Raw genomic sequence first — 16,112 nt, forward strand, 5'->3', positions numbered from 1 at the left:
ATTGGTGTTTCACTACCCATATTATATTTTTTTGCCAATGATTTATATCCTAGGTTGCCATATAAATACTCGGTGACAAGCTTTATTTTAAATTCTTCATTATATTTAGCCATAAAAACACCCCCGAAAATTAGATTTTCTACTCTAACTTTCGGGGGTAAGTACCACTTGATTTCACGCGGTTTATCCATTTTTATAGAGGTTTGTCTCAGCCTCTATTTGGTTGTGGCATCTTCCTCTAAATCGTCAGCTACTTCGATGATTCGGTGTGGATGCGAGTAAATATTCAGCTGGTTTTTCCTGACAAAACCGATAGCAGTGATGCCGAGGTCCTCAGCCAAACTGATTCCCAGTGTGGTTGGAGCGGATTTGGAAATAAGAATGCCGACACCAATTTTTGCGGCTTTTAAAACGATCTCGGATGAAATCCTGCCGCTGAAGGCAATGATTTTATCGTGCAAAGGTACGTGATTCATTAAGCAATAGCCGTATATTTTGTCTAGGGCGTTGTGGCGGCCGATATCTGAGAAGGAAACCATAATATCATCGGCTGTGCAAAGAGCGGCATTATGGACGCCGCCGGTGAGCAAAAAGTCCTCGGATTGCGTTTGCAAGTCTGCCATTAAACGAAAGCATTGGGTGATCGAAATCTGTTGTTTGGACATGACAGTTTTGGCTGTTTTAGCATCGTTGTAAAAGTAGAATTGTCTGCTTTTGCCGCAACATGAGCCGATCATCCGTTTCGAGTAAAACTCTTTGGAAATCGTTTGTTTTCTTTTTAAGGCGGCATAGGCAAAACCACGAGCTTGGTCAATGTCCAATGAATCCAGATCATCCATTTGCCGGATGATTCCTTCTGATGCCAGGAAGCCGACGGCCAGTTGTTCAAGATCAGTCGGTGAACAAACTGCCGTCGCGAACTCTTCTCCATCAATATAAATCGTAAAAGGAAATTCTACAGCTGCGCAGTCCTCGGTTTTGCGGATTGTCTGCCCATCATATTTCCATATGTTGAGATGTTTTTTGACCATGTGATTCATCTGATCACCTGCTTAACTAATTTCCTGCTCTAAGTCATCGATCCTTTTCTCCAAGTATTGAATATCTTTTTTGGCATTGAATGTGTCCGCTTTTTCAACAACGACACCGATATTATATTCAGGAATTCCCGCAAATTGTTCATAAATGCCTTTTTGAAGCAGTACATTTCCTTCAGGCCAATAAACGGAAATATTTCCGCGCCGTGTATCCGCGTATTTGGCTCTCCCTTGAAAGGTGCCAAATTGGTTATAAACAACGATAGCTTCCTGATCGGCAATACCAAGTTCTTTCGCGTCTTCTTCGTTGATTAACACATCATATCTGTCAGCAGCGTTGAAAGGATCTTTCTCGCTGTATATCATCGAGTTAAATTGTTTGCCCCGTCTTGTGGTCACATAGAAATGGCCGTCCGGTTTACGCAATTCCGGCAACTCAATCGGAATTAAATTGGCTTTCCCATCCTCTGTTGGACAATTGCCGCCTTCACAGAGCCAAGCTCCTCCCCATTGAAAGACATCGCCACGCTTTTTTAAATGTTGGATGCCGTCATAGTTTGGGTTGGCCACGGCAATTTCATCACGGATTTCCTGTGCTTCGTTAAACGTCATGAGGTGCTTCATATCCGGTTTGATCCGAGCAGCAAGATCAACATATATTTCCCACTCACACCGGGCTTCTTCGATTCTGGGTCCTTGAATTTCCGGCGAGAAATATACCATCCTCTCCGTGGAAGTCGAAGTACCGCCACCGCGCTGTTCATAGCGTGTCTGGGCAGGGAGGACAATCACTTCCTCTTTCGCATCTACAAGCGTTGAAGTATTTAATATAATATCTTGGTGTACCCTTATATCTACATTGCTTAAACATTTTTCCATGAATTCCGGATCAGGCATTGTTTCCAGGAAGTTTCCGCCCGAAGTATAAAATACTTTCAGCTTTCGCTCACGGTCTTCCGGAAGCAAGGCATTTTCAAGGGAAACACCCACGATGTCACCTTGCCATTTCGGTATGTCAAAACCCCATACTTTTTCCATTCTCTTTATGTTTTCAGGTTCAAAATCCCCTCCGGGAAGGACGAATGGATCTGCTCCCATCTCTCCGGAACCTTGTACACCTGAGTGGCCGCGGATCGGCATGACGCCGCAATGTTCTTTGCCGATAAATCCCCTTAAGATAGCCAAATTGGCCACTTGTGATATGTTATCCGTGCCAAACCTGTGTTGGGTTAATCCCATTGACCAAACGAATACACCGCTATTTGAGTTGGCCAGAAGCTGCGCGAATTCAAGCATTCTTTCTTTTGAGACGCCCGATGATTGTTCGAGCTGTTCCCAAGATTGCTCTTCAATATGAACTTTTAGTTCCTCATAACCGTTGGCGTGCCGGGAAACAAATTCATGATTGATCGCGGAGCCGGGATGTTTCTCTTCCATCTCGAACCAATGCTTTATAATGCCATTCATAAAGGCGATATCACCGCCTATATTTACTTGATATACATCATCGGCAATTTTGGTGCCAAATAAGGCGGATTCAGGGATGGAAGGGACCCAATATCCGTCCATGGCGGGCTCTTTATATGGATTAATACAAATAATTTTTGTTCCTTTCCTTTTGGCTGCGTACATATACTTTGTCGAGACAGGCTGGTTGTTCGCCGCAACCGAGCCCCAGAAAATGAGCACATCGGTTCCGATCCAATCTTTGTAATTGCAGCTGGATGCGCCGATGCCCAAAGATCTTTTTAATGCCGTTTTACTAGGAGAATGACAGATTCGTGAAGCATTATCAATATTGTTTGTCCCAATAAAACGGGCAAATTTTGCCGCCGTATAATACACTTCGTTTGTAATTCCCCGTGCAGTCAAGAAGAATGCCAACTGTTTGGGATCAATAGATTTGATTTTGCCGGCTATTTTGTTTAAAGCCTCATCCCACGAAATTCTCCGAAACTTTTTTTCTCCGGGTTTTCTCGAAAGGGGATAGGGGATGCGTCCGAGTTTTCTTAATTCGGTGCTGTCCATTTTTCGCAACTCTTCAATATCCGCATGAAGCACATTTTCCGAAATGGCGGGCATCGTATTCAGCCGCAGCACGTTCAGCCTTGTTGTACAAAGATGAGGTCCCGCCAATGTTTGATCATACAGACCCGATACTCCGAGCGCACATCCATCACAAACTCCCTGAGTTAATATGCGATAAGCGTAGGGAAGATTGTCCCGGTTTTCAATGACCACCTTCATGGTATCGCGAATATGTTTTGGTTTTACTTTGCCGAGGCCAAATGGAATGGGGCTCACCCAATGCTGTGGATCGGGGGTTTTTGGCAATTTAATTGGTCCAGTATGTTTAGTATTTCCCATTTTAGTACATCCTTTCTTTCTTTCATTCATAAAAAAACCACCGCAAACATGCTTATCTTTATGATAAGCGTGTCACGGCGGTTAGTCTTTAACAGGGTCCCTGTCAAGTGCCAACTGCATGGTCAGTGATGAAATTTTTTCTCAAGATCCTGGTCAAAAATAAAAATGGACATGCCCAGGTCTTTTTCAATATCAATATCAACGAACAGATCCAGAAATTTGGCGTCGAGTAATTCTTCCATCTCGACAGGGTGGTTCTTTCGATACATTTCTTTTACCATTTCGGTACGGGCAGCCCTTACCATTTGTCTACCGTCTTGTGCACTGGCAATAAACTTTTCGACCGGAGAAAGATTTCCTTCCATTTCGCAAATGGCCCAGTTTTTACAAAAGGTCGTTTTGATTTTACTGGGGCCTTTGCCCATATGGCGTTTGCGGAATGCCCGTACAAGATTGCTAAACTCTGCTTCATAATTTTTCATAACGGTTAACCCCTGATTTTTGTTGCCTCTCCTTAATTTTACCATGTTTACAAAAGTTCTCAACCCGGTTAATTAAAAACTGTTTTTAGCTTGCATGAGCAGATCCCCGTTCTTTCTGCTTTTTTATATCCAAACGAATGAGGAGGGATACGACGAAAGCAACGACAAACAGTCCGGCAAAAAATAATAAACTGTTGCCATAGCTTCCTGTTGCATCTTTTACCCAAGCCGCAAACATTGGTCCAGCAACTCCCGCGGCAGCCCACGCTGTTAAAATGTATCCGTGAATGGCTCCAAGTTGCTTCGTTCCAAAAATATCTCCAATATAGGCGGGAATGGAGGAAAATCCGCCTCCATAGCAAGTATATATGATGGCGAGCATGATTTGGAATAAAATTGAAATCGTTGTAAAAGGTAATAGAGCAAATAACACAATTTGAATGGCGAAAAAGGCTGTATATGTATTGGGGCGCCCCAAATAGTCCGATGCCGAAGCCCAGCCGATCCTCCCAAGACCGTTGAATATCCCGAGGACGCCTACAAAGGCAGCCGCCTCAATCGAGCTCATGCCGATACTCTCTTGCGCAAGCGGACTTGCGGCGGAGAGAATGGCGATTCCGCATGTAATATTAATAAAGAGCATGATCCATAAATAATAAAAACGCGAGGTTTTGACCGCTTCATTGGCGGTGAGCTGCGCCAGGTCCGCGGATATTTTACCTGCTTCCACCTTTTCTTTATAACCTCTCGGGGTCCAATTATCCGGAGGCTTAGCCAAGTATAGGGATGAAACCGTCATGACAATAAAATAAGCCGCGCCAAGAATAAAGAACGTATTGGCGATTCCGGTATTTTTAATCAGGTAATCCATGATGGGACTGCTGATTGCCGCGGCGAAGCCAAATCCCATAATCGCCATACCGGTGGCCATTCCTCTGCGGTCAGGAAACCATTTGACAAGGGTGGATACAGGGGCAATGTAGCCGACACCCAGGCCGATGCCCCCCAATACACCGTAGCATATGTACAGTAGGGGCAAAGATTCAAACTTTACGGCAAATCCGGTACAAAAGACACCGATTCCGAAAAACGCGCTCGCCAAAAGGCCCGATTTTCGGGGGCCGTGTTTTTCCACAAAATGTCCCAAAAAAGCAGCAGACAAACCCAAAAATAAAATGGCCAAACTGAACGTAAGTTGGACTTGGCTTGCAGTCCAATTATATTGCTCCATGAGCGGGTTTGTAAAGTTGCTCCATGCATAAACGGAACCGATCGAGATGTGAATACCCACAGCCGATGTAACGATCAGCCATCTATTTTTTAATTTTTCCATGTGAAATCCTCCTTTTCGGAAAAGTTCAGCAATTTTATCAGGGGGTGTAACCGCTCTCAACACAGTATCTTCCGAATAAGTAAAAACCACCGCAAATAGAGCCATCACAGATAGGCGCAGGCGGTGGTTAGTCTTTAACAGGTTCGCTGCCAAGTGCCAACCGGTCGATATTGTAACCATTTTCATACAAAATTGTACCATATCTTTCACATTTTGAGCCGCTTTTCACCTTGAAATTGCAAAATAGGTCTTAATACTCATTTTTCTGGGATTTTATGATATAGTTGTTATCACTTTCCTCAAAAAAATGGTGTATATTGGCTTTTTATATCATGTTGCTTTTTAATGAAAGTAGGAAGGATCAATCGGTCATGCTATAATTGGGTTGATTTTTTCGATAAAAATGTATCAAAAATAGAGGAGACTAACACCATGCTTGAACCAGGAACGGTAAAAGAATTGACAGTAGTGCGTGAAGCGCCGTTTGGATATTTTTTGACAAACGGTGAGGAAGATGTATTGCTTCACCATTCGGAAGTTCCCGAAAATTTTCATCCGGAGGAAAAGCAAACTGTCTTTTTATATCAGGATCATGAAGGGCGTCTTTCGGCCTCTTTAACGATTCCGCAAATCAGAAAGGGACAATACGGATGGGCAGAAGTAGTGGAAGTAAAAGCGGGGCTTGGCGTATTTGTCCATATCGGGCTTCAAAAAGATTTGCTTATATCAAAAGATGACTTGCCGGAACTGTTGCAGTTATGGCCCGAAAAAGGGGACAAGCTGTATTGTTCAATGAAAACGGACAAGAAAAACAGGCTGTTCGGGGAATTGGCGAATGAGGAAGTAATGAGAGGGCTTTCTGTCAGGGCCGGCCAAAGTGTTTTTAATAAAAGCGTCAAGGGGACCGTGTATCGGGTTCTCCTTAGCGGTTCTTTGATTATTACAGAAGAAAGATACATCGGATTTATTCATCAATCGGAAAGGAAAGAAGAGCCCCGGCTTGGTCAACATGTGGAGGGGCGAGTTGTAGCCGTAAAAGAAGACGGCACGATCAATGTTTCTCTCTTGCCGAGAGCTCACGAAATGATCGACGAGCAGGCCGAACAAATATACCGCTACCTACAAGGTCGCGGCGGATCGATGCCGTATTCAGATAAAAGTGAGGCGGAGGATATTAAGAAGCGATTTTCCATCAGCAAAGGTCTGTTTAAAAAAGTGCTGGGAAAACTCATGAAAGAGGGAAAAGTTATCCAAAAAGATGGTTGGACCCATATAACCGATCAAGATAGCCGTCATGAATCATGATGTCTATGTTGTTCTTTGTAGTCAAGCTCGTGCTGGAATTTCCGCATCATTTCTTTCTTGCTTCCATAAACGAAGAAGAGGTCACCTTCCTGGACATGCTCTTCGTCCAAGTTTTTGCGGATGGCTTCTTCACCCCGTTTTATGAACAGTACATGCACATCCTCATTTTCGGAAAACATATCGGCAAGCTTTTTTCCAATATAGGAGGATCCTTCTTGAATGGGAATATCTGTAAAGTAATCATCTTCATTTACATAAAGAACTTCGTTGATGGGAAGCTCTTCCGGATCATAATGGTCCTTCATCTCAGAGGAAAACTTCTTTTTTAACACATTTGTTGCCCGTTGTGTTTTTAAAAGCAGCAAAAATACACTAAACAAAACGACGAGCGCCGCCATCTCGGGAATTTTCAAATCATCCGACAAATATGTGCTTAAAATGGAGATCACAACCGCAAGTGAAAAAGCGCCGAACAGAATAAGAAAAGTGCTGATTTTTCTTCTTATGGGATGTTCCAAGATGAGCTTGGCCTCATCAGTTGTAAACCCGGTATTCGTTAACATCGAGATGGCCTGATAGCGGGAAACTTCTCTTGATAAACCTGTCAAACATAGGAAAGTGGTCGCCATTTCAATGACGATGGCGATGAAAATAAAATAAACTGCCATTAACATGAGTTCCACGATCACATCTGCTCCCTTCATCCAAAGTACCCTTGCAAACAAAATGAATCGCTATACATGAATATTTACCTGGAAAAAGGGAATAAAACCTATAATTTACTAGCAGGTGATGCATATGAGTGGAAAAAAAGAAGATATTCATTGTTTTGCAAACGGGTGGAGATGGCAGGAGTTTAGTTTTCAAGAAAAAGATAAATTAAAACAGTTGACTGACAAATTTCCCGAATACGACGTTTGGATCAACAATGCGATGGACATTGAAACGAATTATTTGCGGGTCCTATCTTTTGATGATCATCATGATTGCGCATTGATCGGGTCGTTAAACTATTCCGCTGATCCGAGCGATGAGGATTCGTACAGGCTGCTCCATTATTATGTGACTGAGAACAAGTTGTTAACGATTGATTTTGACATTGGCACCATTTCTAAAATGACGAGACAAACATTAATGGCACGGCTGGAAAAGTGTGATAATGCCTTTGAAGCATTTTTATTTATCATGGGGGAGATCCTTAACACTTTTTTAGATGGGATCGATGATTTTGAGGAAAAGCTGATTGACTTGGAAAAGAGGATTCGCTTCCATAATCACGGCAATATTCTTGAAGAAATATTTGATCGCAGATCGGAAATGCTTTTTTTAAAACAGCTTACGATACCGATAGAAGAGATGTTGCTGGCTATGGAGGAGGCTTTTTACGAAAATATTAAGGATATGGATGCGTTCCGGCAGACGAAAGTAAGGCTTGAGCGGACAATGAAGCTGTTATACCATTACGACAGCCAAATAGAAACACTTTTAAATATAAATATGAACTTATATTCCTACCGCGGCAATGAAGTGATTAAAGCATTGACAGTCTTCACGGTGTTAGTCACCCCAATCACGGTATTCGGAGCGTTGTGGGGAATGAACTTTAAAAATATGCCGGAGCTTGACTGGGGTTTCGGATACTTGTTTGCCTGGGTGATCATCCTCGCTTCCACCGGCCTGATTTATTGGTGGCTCTACAGAAAAGGGTGGCTGGGGGACGTATTAAGGCGAAAAAATAAAAAATGAACGGTATGATCCTGGCGTTTCAAAGGAAATCATGTACACTCCGCTGGATTGTGGTAGAATAAAATAACAGCGAAAGTGGAGGAATGAAAGTGAAAAAGGAATTTGCCGTCATTGGACTGGGCCGATTTGGAGGAAGCATTTGCCACTCCTTAAGCGAGCAAGGAATGGATGTCATGGCTATCGATATAGACGAGGACCGTGTAAATGAATTTGCCTCCATCGCCACACAGGCTGTCGTAGCCGACACGACGGATGAGCAAGTGTTAAAAAGCTTGGGCATTCGCAACTTTGATCACGTCATTGTAGCGATTGGAGATAATATCCAGTCGAGTATATTGACCACTTTAATTTTAAAAGAACTTGGCGTTACTCATATTACCGTTAAGGCCCAAAACGACTACCATGAAAAAGTGCTCCGCAAAATAGGCGCGGATCATGTCGTTCACCCGGAAAGGGATATGGGCAAAAGAATCGCCCACTATATTGTTTCCAACAATGTACTTGACTATTTGGAACTGTCTGAGGAGTACAGTATTGTGGAAATTAAGGTAAATGAATTATTGGCTGGACATTCCCTCGTGGAATTGGATGTTAGGGCGCAATTCGGTTTAAATATCGTCGCCATTAAACGGGGAGAGGAAATCATCGTTTCGCCAAAAGCGGACGATCCACTTCAACTCGGTGATATTTTAATCATTATCGGCGCTGATACCGATATTAACCGGTTTGAAAAAAAAGTACTTGAATAAAAAAATCCTCTTGGGCGCCTGAAAAGCGTTCAAGAGGATTTTTTCTATACTTCCATAATAATGGGAAGAATCATCGGCTTTCTTTTTGTCCGCTCGTATAAGAACGGCATGAGTGTCTCAGTAATTTCATTTTTGATTTCGGACCATTGGGTTGTTTTTCGTTCCATGACTTTCTGAAGATGCTTAGAGATCATCTTTTGCGCATCGTTGATCAAATCGCTCGATTCTCTCATGTAGACGAATCCCCTTGATATAATATCGGGACCAGCCGCAATCTTATATTCGTTCATATCGATGGAAACAACAACGATGACGAGCCCTTCTTCAGATAGAATTCTTCTGTCGCGCAGAACGATGTTCCCGATGTCGCCAATGCCGCTTCCGTCAATATAAACAGAACCAGATGGAATTTTTCCAGCTACTTCAGCATGATTGGAACTTAGGGCAAGTACCTCGCCATTATCCATAATAAAGCAATTTTCTTCAGGAATGCCGCAGTCTACCGCGAGTTGGGCATGCATGGTTTGCATGCGAAATTCTCCGTGAATCGGCATAAAGAACTTTGGCTGTATAAGCCGCAGCATCAGCTTCTGCTCTTCCTGCCCTCCGTGCCCGGATGTGTGGATATCATTCAAGGAGCCCGCAATAACTTCAGCGCCTGCACGGTAGAGCAGGTTAATCGTCCGGTTTACACTGGTTGTATTACCGGGAATTGGGGACGAAGAAAAGACGACTGTGTCCCCCGGCTGAATTTGGATTTGACGGTGCGTTCCGTTGGCGATACGCGAAAGTGCCGCCATCGGCTCACCTTGGCTGCCGGTACAAAGAATGGTTACTTTATTTGCTGGGAGCCTGTTCAATTGCTGGGTAGTGATGAATGTATCTTTTGGCGCCCGGATATATCCCAGGTCTTGTCCAATTTCAATCGCTGCTTCCATGCTTCGTCCAAATACCGCTATTTTCCGGTTGTTGGCGACTGCGGCATCTGTTACTTGCTGCAAACGGTGAATATTAGATGCAAAGGTGGCAAAGATCACCCTTCCTTCCACTTTGCGAAAAATATCTTTAATGCTCTCGCCGACCTTGCGCTCCGACATTGTAAAATGCGGGACTTCGGCATTTGTGCTGTCGGACAGCAGACAAAGCACTCCTTCTTTTCCGATTTCCGCCATTTTGGTTAAATTGGCGGGTTCGCCAACCGGTGTGAAATCAAACTTGAAATCACCCGTATGGACGATATTGCCCGGAGGCGTTTTAACAACAATTCCGTACGAATCCGGAATACTATGGGTCGTTCTGAAAAACGTGACCGATGTTTTTCGAAACTTGATGATATCGTCTTCTTTAATTTCAATCAGTTTTGTTTTTCGCAGGAGACCGTGCTCTTCCAGTTTATTTTTGATCAACCCAATGGCCAATTTCCCGGCATATATGGGTATATTCACTTGTCTCAGCAAGTACGGAATGCCGCCTATATGGTCTTCATGTCCGTGCGTGATAAACAGTCCTTTGATTTTATCTTCATTTTTCACCAAATAGGAATAATCTGGAATGACGTAATCAATACCGAGCAACTCGTCTTCCGGAAATTTAATTCCTGCATCAATCATGATAATTTCGTCTTGAAATTGAACCCCGTATGTGTTTTTACCAATTTCACCCAAACCGCCCAAGGCGAAAATGGCCGTCTGGTCATTTTTTACAAACTTCATCTGTTACACATTCTCCAGACTAAAATTCGGGCTGTTCTTTTCATATTCAAGGTATTTTCCTTCAAGCAATTGAATATATTCAATATTTAGTTGGCGGTCTTTTAAAAAATGTCGTACTTTCCGTTCGTTTTCAGCTTCAATAAATAATACTTTTGTTTTTTCCCGGACAGGCATTTCATGGATGCTATCCTGGTAGTATACTTTAAAAATCATGTTCTTCTCTCCTTAACTCCGTTGTCATTGTTAATTTTCTTTATTATATTAGAAAGCCCGGGTGAATGCATGTTTTTTGCAGGGCTGGTGAAAATGTCGGCCACACACTTATCATAAAAAGAATAAGCCCTCTTTGATTCAGAGGGTTTCGGAAATGACGGTATAATCATTTACGCAATTGTTTTCTTTCTGAGCAAGTCTTTCCACTGTTTCAAAAGCTTTTTCCGCAGCTTCTTAAACATGGTGGATCACTCCTTATCACTATTTTAACCGATTTTTGTAAAAAGTAAAAGTATCATAAAACAGGTTGTTTTTATATGCATCGTTTTTGTTTTTATTATATGCTCAAATATAGAGTGACTCTCATGGAGAACAATGGAAATAAGAGAAAGAGGGATGATCATGACAAAGATTGTGTTTTTCGACATTGACGACACTTTGCTCGATGCTCAAAAAGAATTGCCTGCATCTGCCAAGGCTGCTGTCCGGCAATTGCAAAAGCAAGGCATTTATACGGCCATTGCGACAGGAAGGGCACCGTTTTTTATATCCCCCGTGCTTGCGGAATTAAATATCCATTCCTATATTTGTTTTAACGGGCAATATGTTGTTTTTGAAAATGAAGCGATCTACAAAAATCCAATCAATCGCTATGCCCTTCAACAAATTGATGAAACAGCAAGAGAGCGTGATTACCCGCTCGTATACATGAATGAAATAACGATGAAAGCGAATGTCCCTCATAATGAATTGATTGAAAAAAGCCTTCGTTCATTGAAGCTTTCACATCCGGAATTTGATCCTCATTTTTACAAAAACAAAGAAATATACCAGGCGCTCATCTTTGCCAATGAGAATGCAGGGAGGGATTTGCCGGAGGTCGATGATGTTACTTATATTCGCTGGCATGAATCTTCTCTGGATATCGTACCGAAGGGAGGATCAAAAGCGGAGGGGATCAAGCAAATGATTGGCCGACTCGGTTTCCAAATGGAAGATGTCGTCGCTTTTGGAGATGGAATGAATGACATCGAAATGCTTCAAGAGGCTGGAACCGGGGTAGCGATGGGGAATGCCCACCAAGTTGTGAAAGACCATGCCGACTTTGTGACAACGAATGTTGAAAATGATGGGATTGTCAATGGATTGAAAGAAATCGGGCTTCTATCCCGTGAATTTGATACGGTTAAACAATAAACGCAGCCAGGCAGGGGAAAAGCCCATTCTCCTGCCTGGTTGGTTAACGATCAATCGGAACGGCGTCTTGCGGAACGTGGAACGGATTTTCCTTGTTGATATGATCATAAAACATCACGCCGTTTAAATGATCAAGCTCATGCTGAAAAACAATTGCCGGAAGACCCCGCAAGCGCAACTTGATTTCATTGCCGTTTTCATCATATCCTTTTACTTTGATTCGTGCGTGGCGAAGAACATAACCGGGTATATCACGGTCGACAGATAAACACCCCTCACCGGAAGTCAAATAGGCTTTCTCCACTGAGTGACTCATTATTTTCGGATTGAAAAAGCCATAATGATATTTCTCTCCCTTGTCATCCGTAACCCTCATAACAAACATTCGTTTCGACACGTTGATTTGTGGAGCAGCTAATCCGACGCCTGGCCGAAGGCCATACCTTTCACTTATTTCCGGATCTTGGCTGTTTATTAAAAATTCCTCCATTTTTTTGATCGTATCTATATCTTCCTGGGATGGCGGCAACGGCACGTCGGCCGCTTTTTTCCTAAGTACCGGATGTCCATCCCGAACTATATCCTTCATTAAAATCATGTACATCCCCCTGTATGTGATACTGTATAATCAGTTTACCAAAAAAGATCAGCTAATTAAATCAGATTACTTCCATTCCATTCCCAGATAAAAAAATTCAAGGTTGTAAAACTTTTTTTCTCCCGTTATAGTAGGAAATGTGAACGATGGGAGGAATACCGGTGAGAAAAAGGAAATTGGCTACCGTTATATGTGTTTCTGCTTTTTTATTGGCAAGTTGCGGAAGTCCGGAAAAAAAAATATATAAAACCCTTGAAGAAACCGTGAGCATAGAAAAAGATTTTGAAAGCCAACAAAAACCGATGGCCGAGCTTGAGGAAAAGGAAACTGAGATTTTTAATGAAATGATGAAGCTCGGAATGAAACAAATGGACAAAGTTACGGAACTCTCTGACAAGGCCTTAAACAATTTGAAAAAGCGGGAAGAATATCTTAAAAAAGAAGAGAAAGCGATCGCGGCTTCCAAAAAAGAATTTGAAAAAGTAAAAGAAACCATTCCTTCATTAGAAGATGAACCGTTAAAAGAAAAAGCAAATCAGTTGGAGCAGCTTATGGCTGAACGGTATGACGCCCATGTCAAGCTTTCCAAAGCCTATAAAGCAACCATCAAGGAAGACCGAAAACTGTATGAAATGATGAAGAATAAAGATTTAAAACTGGAAGAACTGGAACAACAAATTGCTGCGTCCAACAAGGCCCGGGAGCAGGTCATAGAGGCCAATAAAGAATTCAACGAATATACGAAAAAGTTTAATGAAGAAAAATCTGCTTTTTATAAAGAAGCGGATCTTAAAAATGCATCTTAATCAACAGAAACGGGAATCAGCCGTTTCTTTTTTTTCGGGCAGTTTTTGGTGAATTTGGCGGGGATATTTGTAAAAAGCTGTTGAAAGCGCTTTAATTATGTACTATAACAGCGGAAGAAAATAAGTTTTTATATAATACAGTTTTCTGATTGATAATAATACAGGAATGAATGATTGAAAAATTGGAAAGGGCTTTATGTTAAAATATATTCGTTGACGAAAGGGATTTTCTCATGTAATCTAAAAAATGAGGAAAAATTACATTGTGTTATAATACATAAAAAAATAACTGATACAGATTAGGGTGTTTCAAAGGAGGTCGATAGTTGTTTTTTCAACTCAAGATTGTGGAAAAACTATAGAGACACCTTTATTTCATATTGACATGCTTTTTTTAGGGCACTCTACCAAGTAATGCATTTAAAAATAGAAAGGGTTGGTGATTTCGATGGCTTCAAAAGCGAAGACAGCGGAATTCGATGCGGTCGAAACGCTCGAGAATATTGAAAAACAATTTGAAATGATTCAAGTGTTGAATGAAAAGGGTGAAGTGGTCAACGAAAAATTGTTGCCGGATTTATCTGATGATGAACTGGTTGAGCTTATGAGCCGAATGGTTTATACGCGCATACTTGATCAACGTTCCATTTCTTTGAACAGACAGGGACGGCTCGGCTTTTATGCACCGACTGCTGGTCAAGAGGCATCCGCGATTGCTTCGCATTTCGCATTGGAAAAAGAAGACTTTATTTTGCCGGGGTACAGGGATGTTCCTCAAATCATCTGGCACGGTCTTCCGCTTTATAAAGCATTCTTATTTTCAAGAGGACACTATGTTGGGAATCAAATTCCCGAAGAAGTAAACGTCATTCCTCCGCAAATCATTATTGGAGCGCAATATGTGCAGGCGGCGGGCGTTGCCCTTGGACTTAAAAAGCGCGGTAAAAAAGCGGTTGCCGCAACATATACGGGTGACGGCGGATCTTCCCAAGGAGACTTTTACGAGGGAATCAACTTTGCCGGCGCATTCGGCGCGCCAGCGGTCTTTATCGTCCAAAACAACCAATTTGCCATTTCTACACCGCGGGACAAACAGACAGCCGCTTCGACTATTGCCCAAAAAGCAGTGGCGGCAGGAATTCCGGGTATTGTGGTAGATGGCATGGATCCGCTTGCGGTATATGCTGTGGTGCGGGAAGCTCGGAAACGGGCTGTTGATGGAGGAGGACCTTCTCTTATCGAAACCATTTGCTACAGATATGGTCCACACACAATGGCGGGAGATGACCCGACACGATATAGAACTTCCGATACTGACAGCGAATGGGAGAAAAAAGATCCGATTGTCCGCTTTAGAAAGTATTTGGAAGAAAAAGGTCTGTGGAACGAAGATAAGGAAAATGAAGTAATTGAAAAAGCGAAAGACGAAATTAGAGAAGCCATTAAAAAAGCAGATCAAACGCCAAAGCAAAAAGTGACGGACTTGATTTCGAATATGTATGAAGAACTTCCGTTCCATTTAAAAGAGCAGTTTGAAATATATAAAGAGAAGGAGTCGAAGTAAGCCATGGCGCAAATGACAATGATACAGGCAATCACAGATGCGATGCGCTCGGAATTGCGCAATGATGAAAATGTCCTTGTGTTCGGCGAAGACGTGGGGGTAAACGGAGGCGTTTTCCGCGCGACGGAGGGACTGCAAAAAGAATTTGGAGAAGAACGGGTATTTGATACGCCGCTTGCGGAATCCGCTATTGGCGGGCTGGCGATTGGCTTGACAACGCAAGGATTCCGTCCAGTCCCAGAGATTCAATTCTTTGGTTTCCTATATGAGGTAATGGATTCAATCAATGGCCAAATGGCCCGCTGGCGCTACCGGACGGGTGGTTCGTATCATGCGCCCATTACAGTCCGATCACCTTTTGGGGGCGGCGTACATACACCTGAGTTGCACGCAGACAGTCTTGAAGGCCTTGTAGCCCAGCAACCCGGACTAAAGGTTGTCATTCCTTCGACGCCTTATGACGCCAAAGGTTTGCTTATTTCCGCCATTCGAGACAATGATCCGGTTATTTTCCTTGAGCATATGAAATTGTACCGCTCTTTCAGACAAGAAGTTCCGGAAGAAGAATATACGATTCCTATTGGGAAAGCAGATATAAAGCGTGAAGGAAGCGACTTGTCGATCATAACGTATGGCGCAATGGTTCACGATTCACTAAAAGCTGCCGAACTGCTTGAAAAAGATGGGTACTCCGTGGAAGTCATCGACTTGCGAACTGTTAGCCCGCTTGATATTGAAACCATTATTCAATCCGTTGAAAAAACGAACCGGGCTATTGTCGTCCAAGAGGCTCAAAAACAGGCGGGAATTGCAGCGAATGTTGTGGCGGAAATTAACGATCGCGCCATTTTAAGCTTGGAGGCGCCTGTATTGCGAGTAACAGCTCCGGATACGGTATATCCATTTTCACAAGCTGAACCGGTTTGGCTGCCAAACCATAAAGATATCGTTGAAACGGCTAAAAAAATACTGGAATTTTAAACAACCTCAAGACTGAACAACT

General features: G+C 42.7%; 15 protein-coding genes. 7 read left to right on the top strand and 8 right to left on the bottom strand.

The annotated features are described in order from the left end of the window. Positions 1 to 215: 215 nt before the first annotated feature. The 4 genes from fdhD to JOC94_RS17915 form a co-directional block, all read right to left on the bottom strand. Complete coding sequence (gene fdhD, locus JOC94_RS17900; protein WP_205180026.1) at positions 216 to 1,040, bottom strand: formate dehydrogenase accessory sulfurtransferase FdhD; 825 nt, start codon at positions 1,038 to 1,040, stop codon at positions 216 to 218. 12 nt (positions 1,041 to 1,052) lie between these two features. Then, complete coding sequence (locus JOC94_RS17905) at positions 1,053 to 3,404, bottom strand: FdhF/YdeP family oxidoreductase (RefSeq protein WP_205180033.1); 2,352 nt, start codon at positions 3,402 to 3,404, stop codon at positions 1,053 to 1,055. A gap of 122 nt (positions 3,405 to 3,526) precedes the next feature. Then, positions 3,527 to 3,886 carry a DUF2294 domain-containing protein gene (locus tag JOC94_RS17910; RefSeq protein ID WP_077111271.1) on the bottom strand — a complete coding sequence of 120 codons (360 nt, stop codon included), beginning with the start codon at positions 3,884 to 3,886 and terminating at the stop codon, positions 3,527 to 3,529. Between the two features lie 85 nt (positions 3,887 to 3,971). Continuing rightward, positions 3,972 to 5,219 (bottom strand): L-lactate MFS transporter, encoded by a 1,248-nt coding sequence (locus tag JOC94_RS17915; protein ID WP_205180034.1) that lies wholly within the window; start codon positions 5,217 to 5,219, stop codon positions 3,972 to 3,974. A gap of 432 nt (positions 5,220 to 5,651) precedes the next feature. Between JOC94_RS17915 and JOC94_RS17920 the strand changes: the two genes are divergently transcribed. Beyond that, positions 5,652 to 6,524, top strand: coding sequence for a CvfB family protein (locus tag JOC94_RS17920; RefSeq protein ID WP_205180035.1), 873 nt, complete (start codon positions 5,652 to 5,654; stop codon positions 6,522 to 6,524). On the opposite strand, the gene JOC94_RS17925 is transcribed toward JOC94_RS17920, so the two are convergent. Beyond that, a complete protein-coding gene (locus JOC94_RS17925; RefSeq protein WP_083717454.1) occupies positions 6,512 to 7,228 on the bottom strand; it encodes a TrkA C-terminal domain-containing protein in 717 nt (238 codons plus the stop codon). The genes JOC94_RS17920 and JOC94_RS17925 overlap by 13 nt on opposite strands. Positions 7,229 to 7,322: 94 nt before the next feature. Here JOC94_RS17925 and JOC94_RS17930 point away from each other — a divergent pair, with 94 nt between their 5' ends. Together JOC94_RS17930 and JOC94_RS17935 are read left to right on the top strand one after the other, a co-directional pair. Then, a complete protein-coding gene (locus JOC94_RS17930) occupies positions 7,323 to 8,270 on the top strand; it encodes a magnesium transporter CorA family protein (protein WP_077111268.1) in 948 nt (315 codons plus the stop codon). 83 nt (positions 8,271 to 8,353) lie between these two features. Continuing rightward, entirely contained in the window at positions 8,354 to 9,019 is a 666-nt protein-coding gene (locus JOC94_RS17935; protein ID WP_077111267.1) for a potassium channel family protein, read from the top strand. Between the two features lie 44 nt (positions 9,020 to 9,063). On the opposite strand, the gene rnjA is transcribed toward JOC94_RS17935, so the two are convergent. Together rnjA and JOC94_RS17945 are read right to left on the bottom strand one after the other, a co-directional pair. Next, positions 9,064 to 10,731, bottom strand: coding sequence for a ribonuclease J1 (rnjA, locus tag JOC94_RS17940; RefSeq protein WP_077111266.1), 1,668 nt, complete (start codon positions 10,729 to 10,731; stop codon positions 9,064 to 9,066). Between the two features lie 3 nt (positions 10,732 to 10,734). Next, the gene (locus tag JOC94_RS17945; protein WP_077111265.1) at positions 10,735 to 10,944 is read right to left on the bottom strand and encodes a DNA-dependent RNA polymerase subunit epsilon; all 210 of its coding nucleotides are present in this window, start codon (positions 10,942 to 10,944) and stop codon (positions 10,735 to 10,737) included. 402 nt (positions 10,945 to 11,346) lie between these two features. Between JOC94_RS17945 and JOC94_RS17950 the strand changes: the two genes are divergently transcribed. Next, positions 11,347 to 12,141 carry a Cof-type HAD-IIB family hydrolase gene (locus JOC94_RS17950; protein ID WP_077111264.1) on the top strand — a complete coding sequence of 265 codons (795 nt, stop codon included), beginning with the start codon at positions 11,347 to 11,349 and terminating at the stop codon, positions 12,139 to 12,141. 43 nt (positions 12,142 to 12,184) lie between these two features. Here the strand turns inward: JOC94_RS17950 and def are convergent, their stop codons facing one another. Next, positions 12,185 to 12,739, bottom strand: a complete 555-nt coding sequence (gene def, locus JOC94_RS17955) for a peptide deformylase (RefSeq protein ID WP_077111263.1) — start codon at positions 12,737 to 12,739, stop codon at positions 12,185 to 12,187. A gap of 161 nt (positions 12,740 to 12,900) precedes the next feature. On the opposite strand from def, the gene JOC94_RS17960 reads away from it, so the two are divergent. The 3 genes from JOC94_RS17960 to JOC94_RS17970 all read left to right on the top strand — a co-directional run bounded on the left by JOC94_RS17960 (position 12,901) and on the right by JOC94_RS17970 (position 16,090). Next, on the top strand, positions 12,901 to 13,545 hold the full coding sequence (locus tag JOC94_RS17960) for a YkyA family protein (protein WP_083717450.1): 645 nt from the start codon (positions 12,901 to 12,903) through the stop codon (positions 13,543 to 13,545). Positions 13,546 to 13,993: 448 nt separating this feature from the next. Further along, a complete protein-coding gene (pdhA, locus tag JOC94_RS17965; RefSeq protein ID WP_077111261.1) occupies positions 13,994 to 15,109 on the top strand; it encodes a pyruvate dehydrogenase (acetyl-transferring) E1 component subunit alpha in 1,116 nt (371 codons plus the stop codon). Positions 15,110 to 15,112: 3 nt separating this feature from the next. Continuing rightward, the gene (locus tag JOC94_RS17970; protein ID WP_077111260.1) at positions 15,113 to 16,090 is read left to right on the top strand and encodes an alpha-ketoacid dehydrogenase subunit beta; all 978 of its coding nucleotides are present in this window, start codon (positions 15,113 to 15,115) and stop codon (positions 16,088 to 16,090) included. The last annotated feature ends 22 nt before the right edge of the window (positions 16,091 to 16,112 follow it).

Origin of the sequence: Siminovitchia thermophila, assembly GCF_016909185.1 — a bacterium.
Lineage (GTDB): Bacteria > Bacillota > Bacilli > Bacillales > Bacillaceae_C > Siminovitchia > Siminovitchia thermophila.

Bases quoted from the DNA above. Each gene is read 5' to 3' on its own strand.
- fdhD (WP_205180026.1), bottom strand. From the start codon at position 1,040: ATGAATCACATGGTCAAAAAACATCTCAACATATGGAAATATGATGGG.
- JOC94_RS17905 (WP_205180033.1), bottom strand. From the start codon at position 3,404: ATGGGAAATACTAAACATACTGGACCAATTAAATTGCCAAAAACCCCC.
- JOC94_RS17910 (WP_077111271.1), bottom strand. From the start codon at position 3,886: ATGAAAAATTATGAAGCAGAGTTTAGCAATCTTGTACGGGCATTCCGC.
- JOC94_RS17915 (WP_205180034.1), bottom strand. From the start codon at position 5,219: ATGGAAAAATTAAAAAATAGATGGCTGATCGTTACATCGGCTGTGGGT.
- JOC94_RS17920 (WP_205180035.1), top strand. From the start codon at position 5,652: ATGCTTGAACCAGGAACGGTAAAAGAATTGACAGTAGTGCGTGAAGCG.
- JOC94_RS17925 (WP_083717454.1), bottom strand. From the start codon at position 7,228: ATGAAGGGAGCAGATGTGATCGTGGAACTCATGTTAATGGCAGTTTAT.
- JOC94_RS17930 (WP_077111268.1), top strand. From the start codon at position 7,323: ATGAGTGGAAAAAAAGAAGATATTCATTGTTTTGCAAACGGGTGGAGA.
- JOC94_RS17935 (WP_077111267.1), top strand. From the start codon at position 8,354: ATGAAAGTGAAAAAGGAATTTGCCGTCATTGGACTGGGCCGATTTGGA.
- rnjA (WP_077111266.1), bottom strand. From the start codon at position 10,731: ATGAAGTTTGTAAAAAATGACCAGACGGCCATTTTCGCCTTGGGCGGT.
- JOC94_RS17945 (WP_077111265.1), bottom strand. From the start codon at position 10,944: ATGATTTTTAAAGTATACTACCAGGATAGCATCCATGAAATGCCTGTC.
- JOC94_RS17950 (WP_077111264.1), top strand. From the start codon at position 11,347: ATGACAAAGATTGTGTTTTTCGACATTGACGACACTTTGCTCGATGCT.
- def (WP_077111263.1), bottom strand. From the start codon at position 12,739: ATGATTTTAATGAAGGATATAGTTCGGGATGGACATCCGGTACTTAGG.
- pdhA (WP_077111261.1), top strand. From the start codon at position 13,994: ATGGCTTCAAAAGCGAAGACAGCGGAATTCGATGCGGTCGAAACGCTC.
- JOC94_RS17970 (WP_077111260.1), top strand. From the start codon at position 15,113: ATGGCGCAAATGACAATGATACAGGCAATCACAGATGCGATGCGCTCG.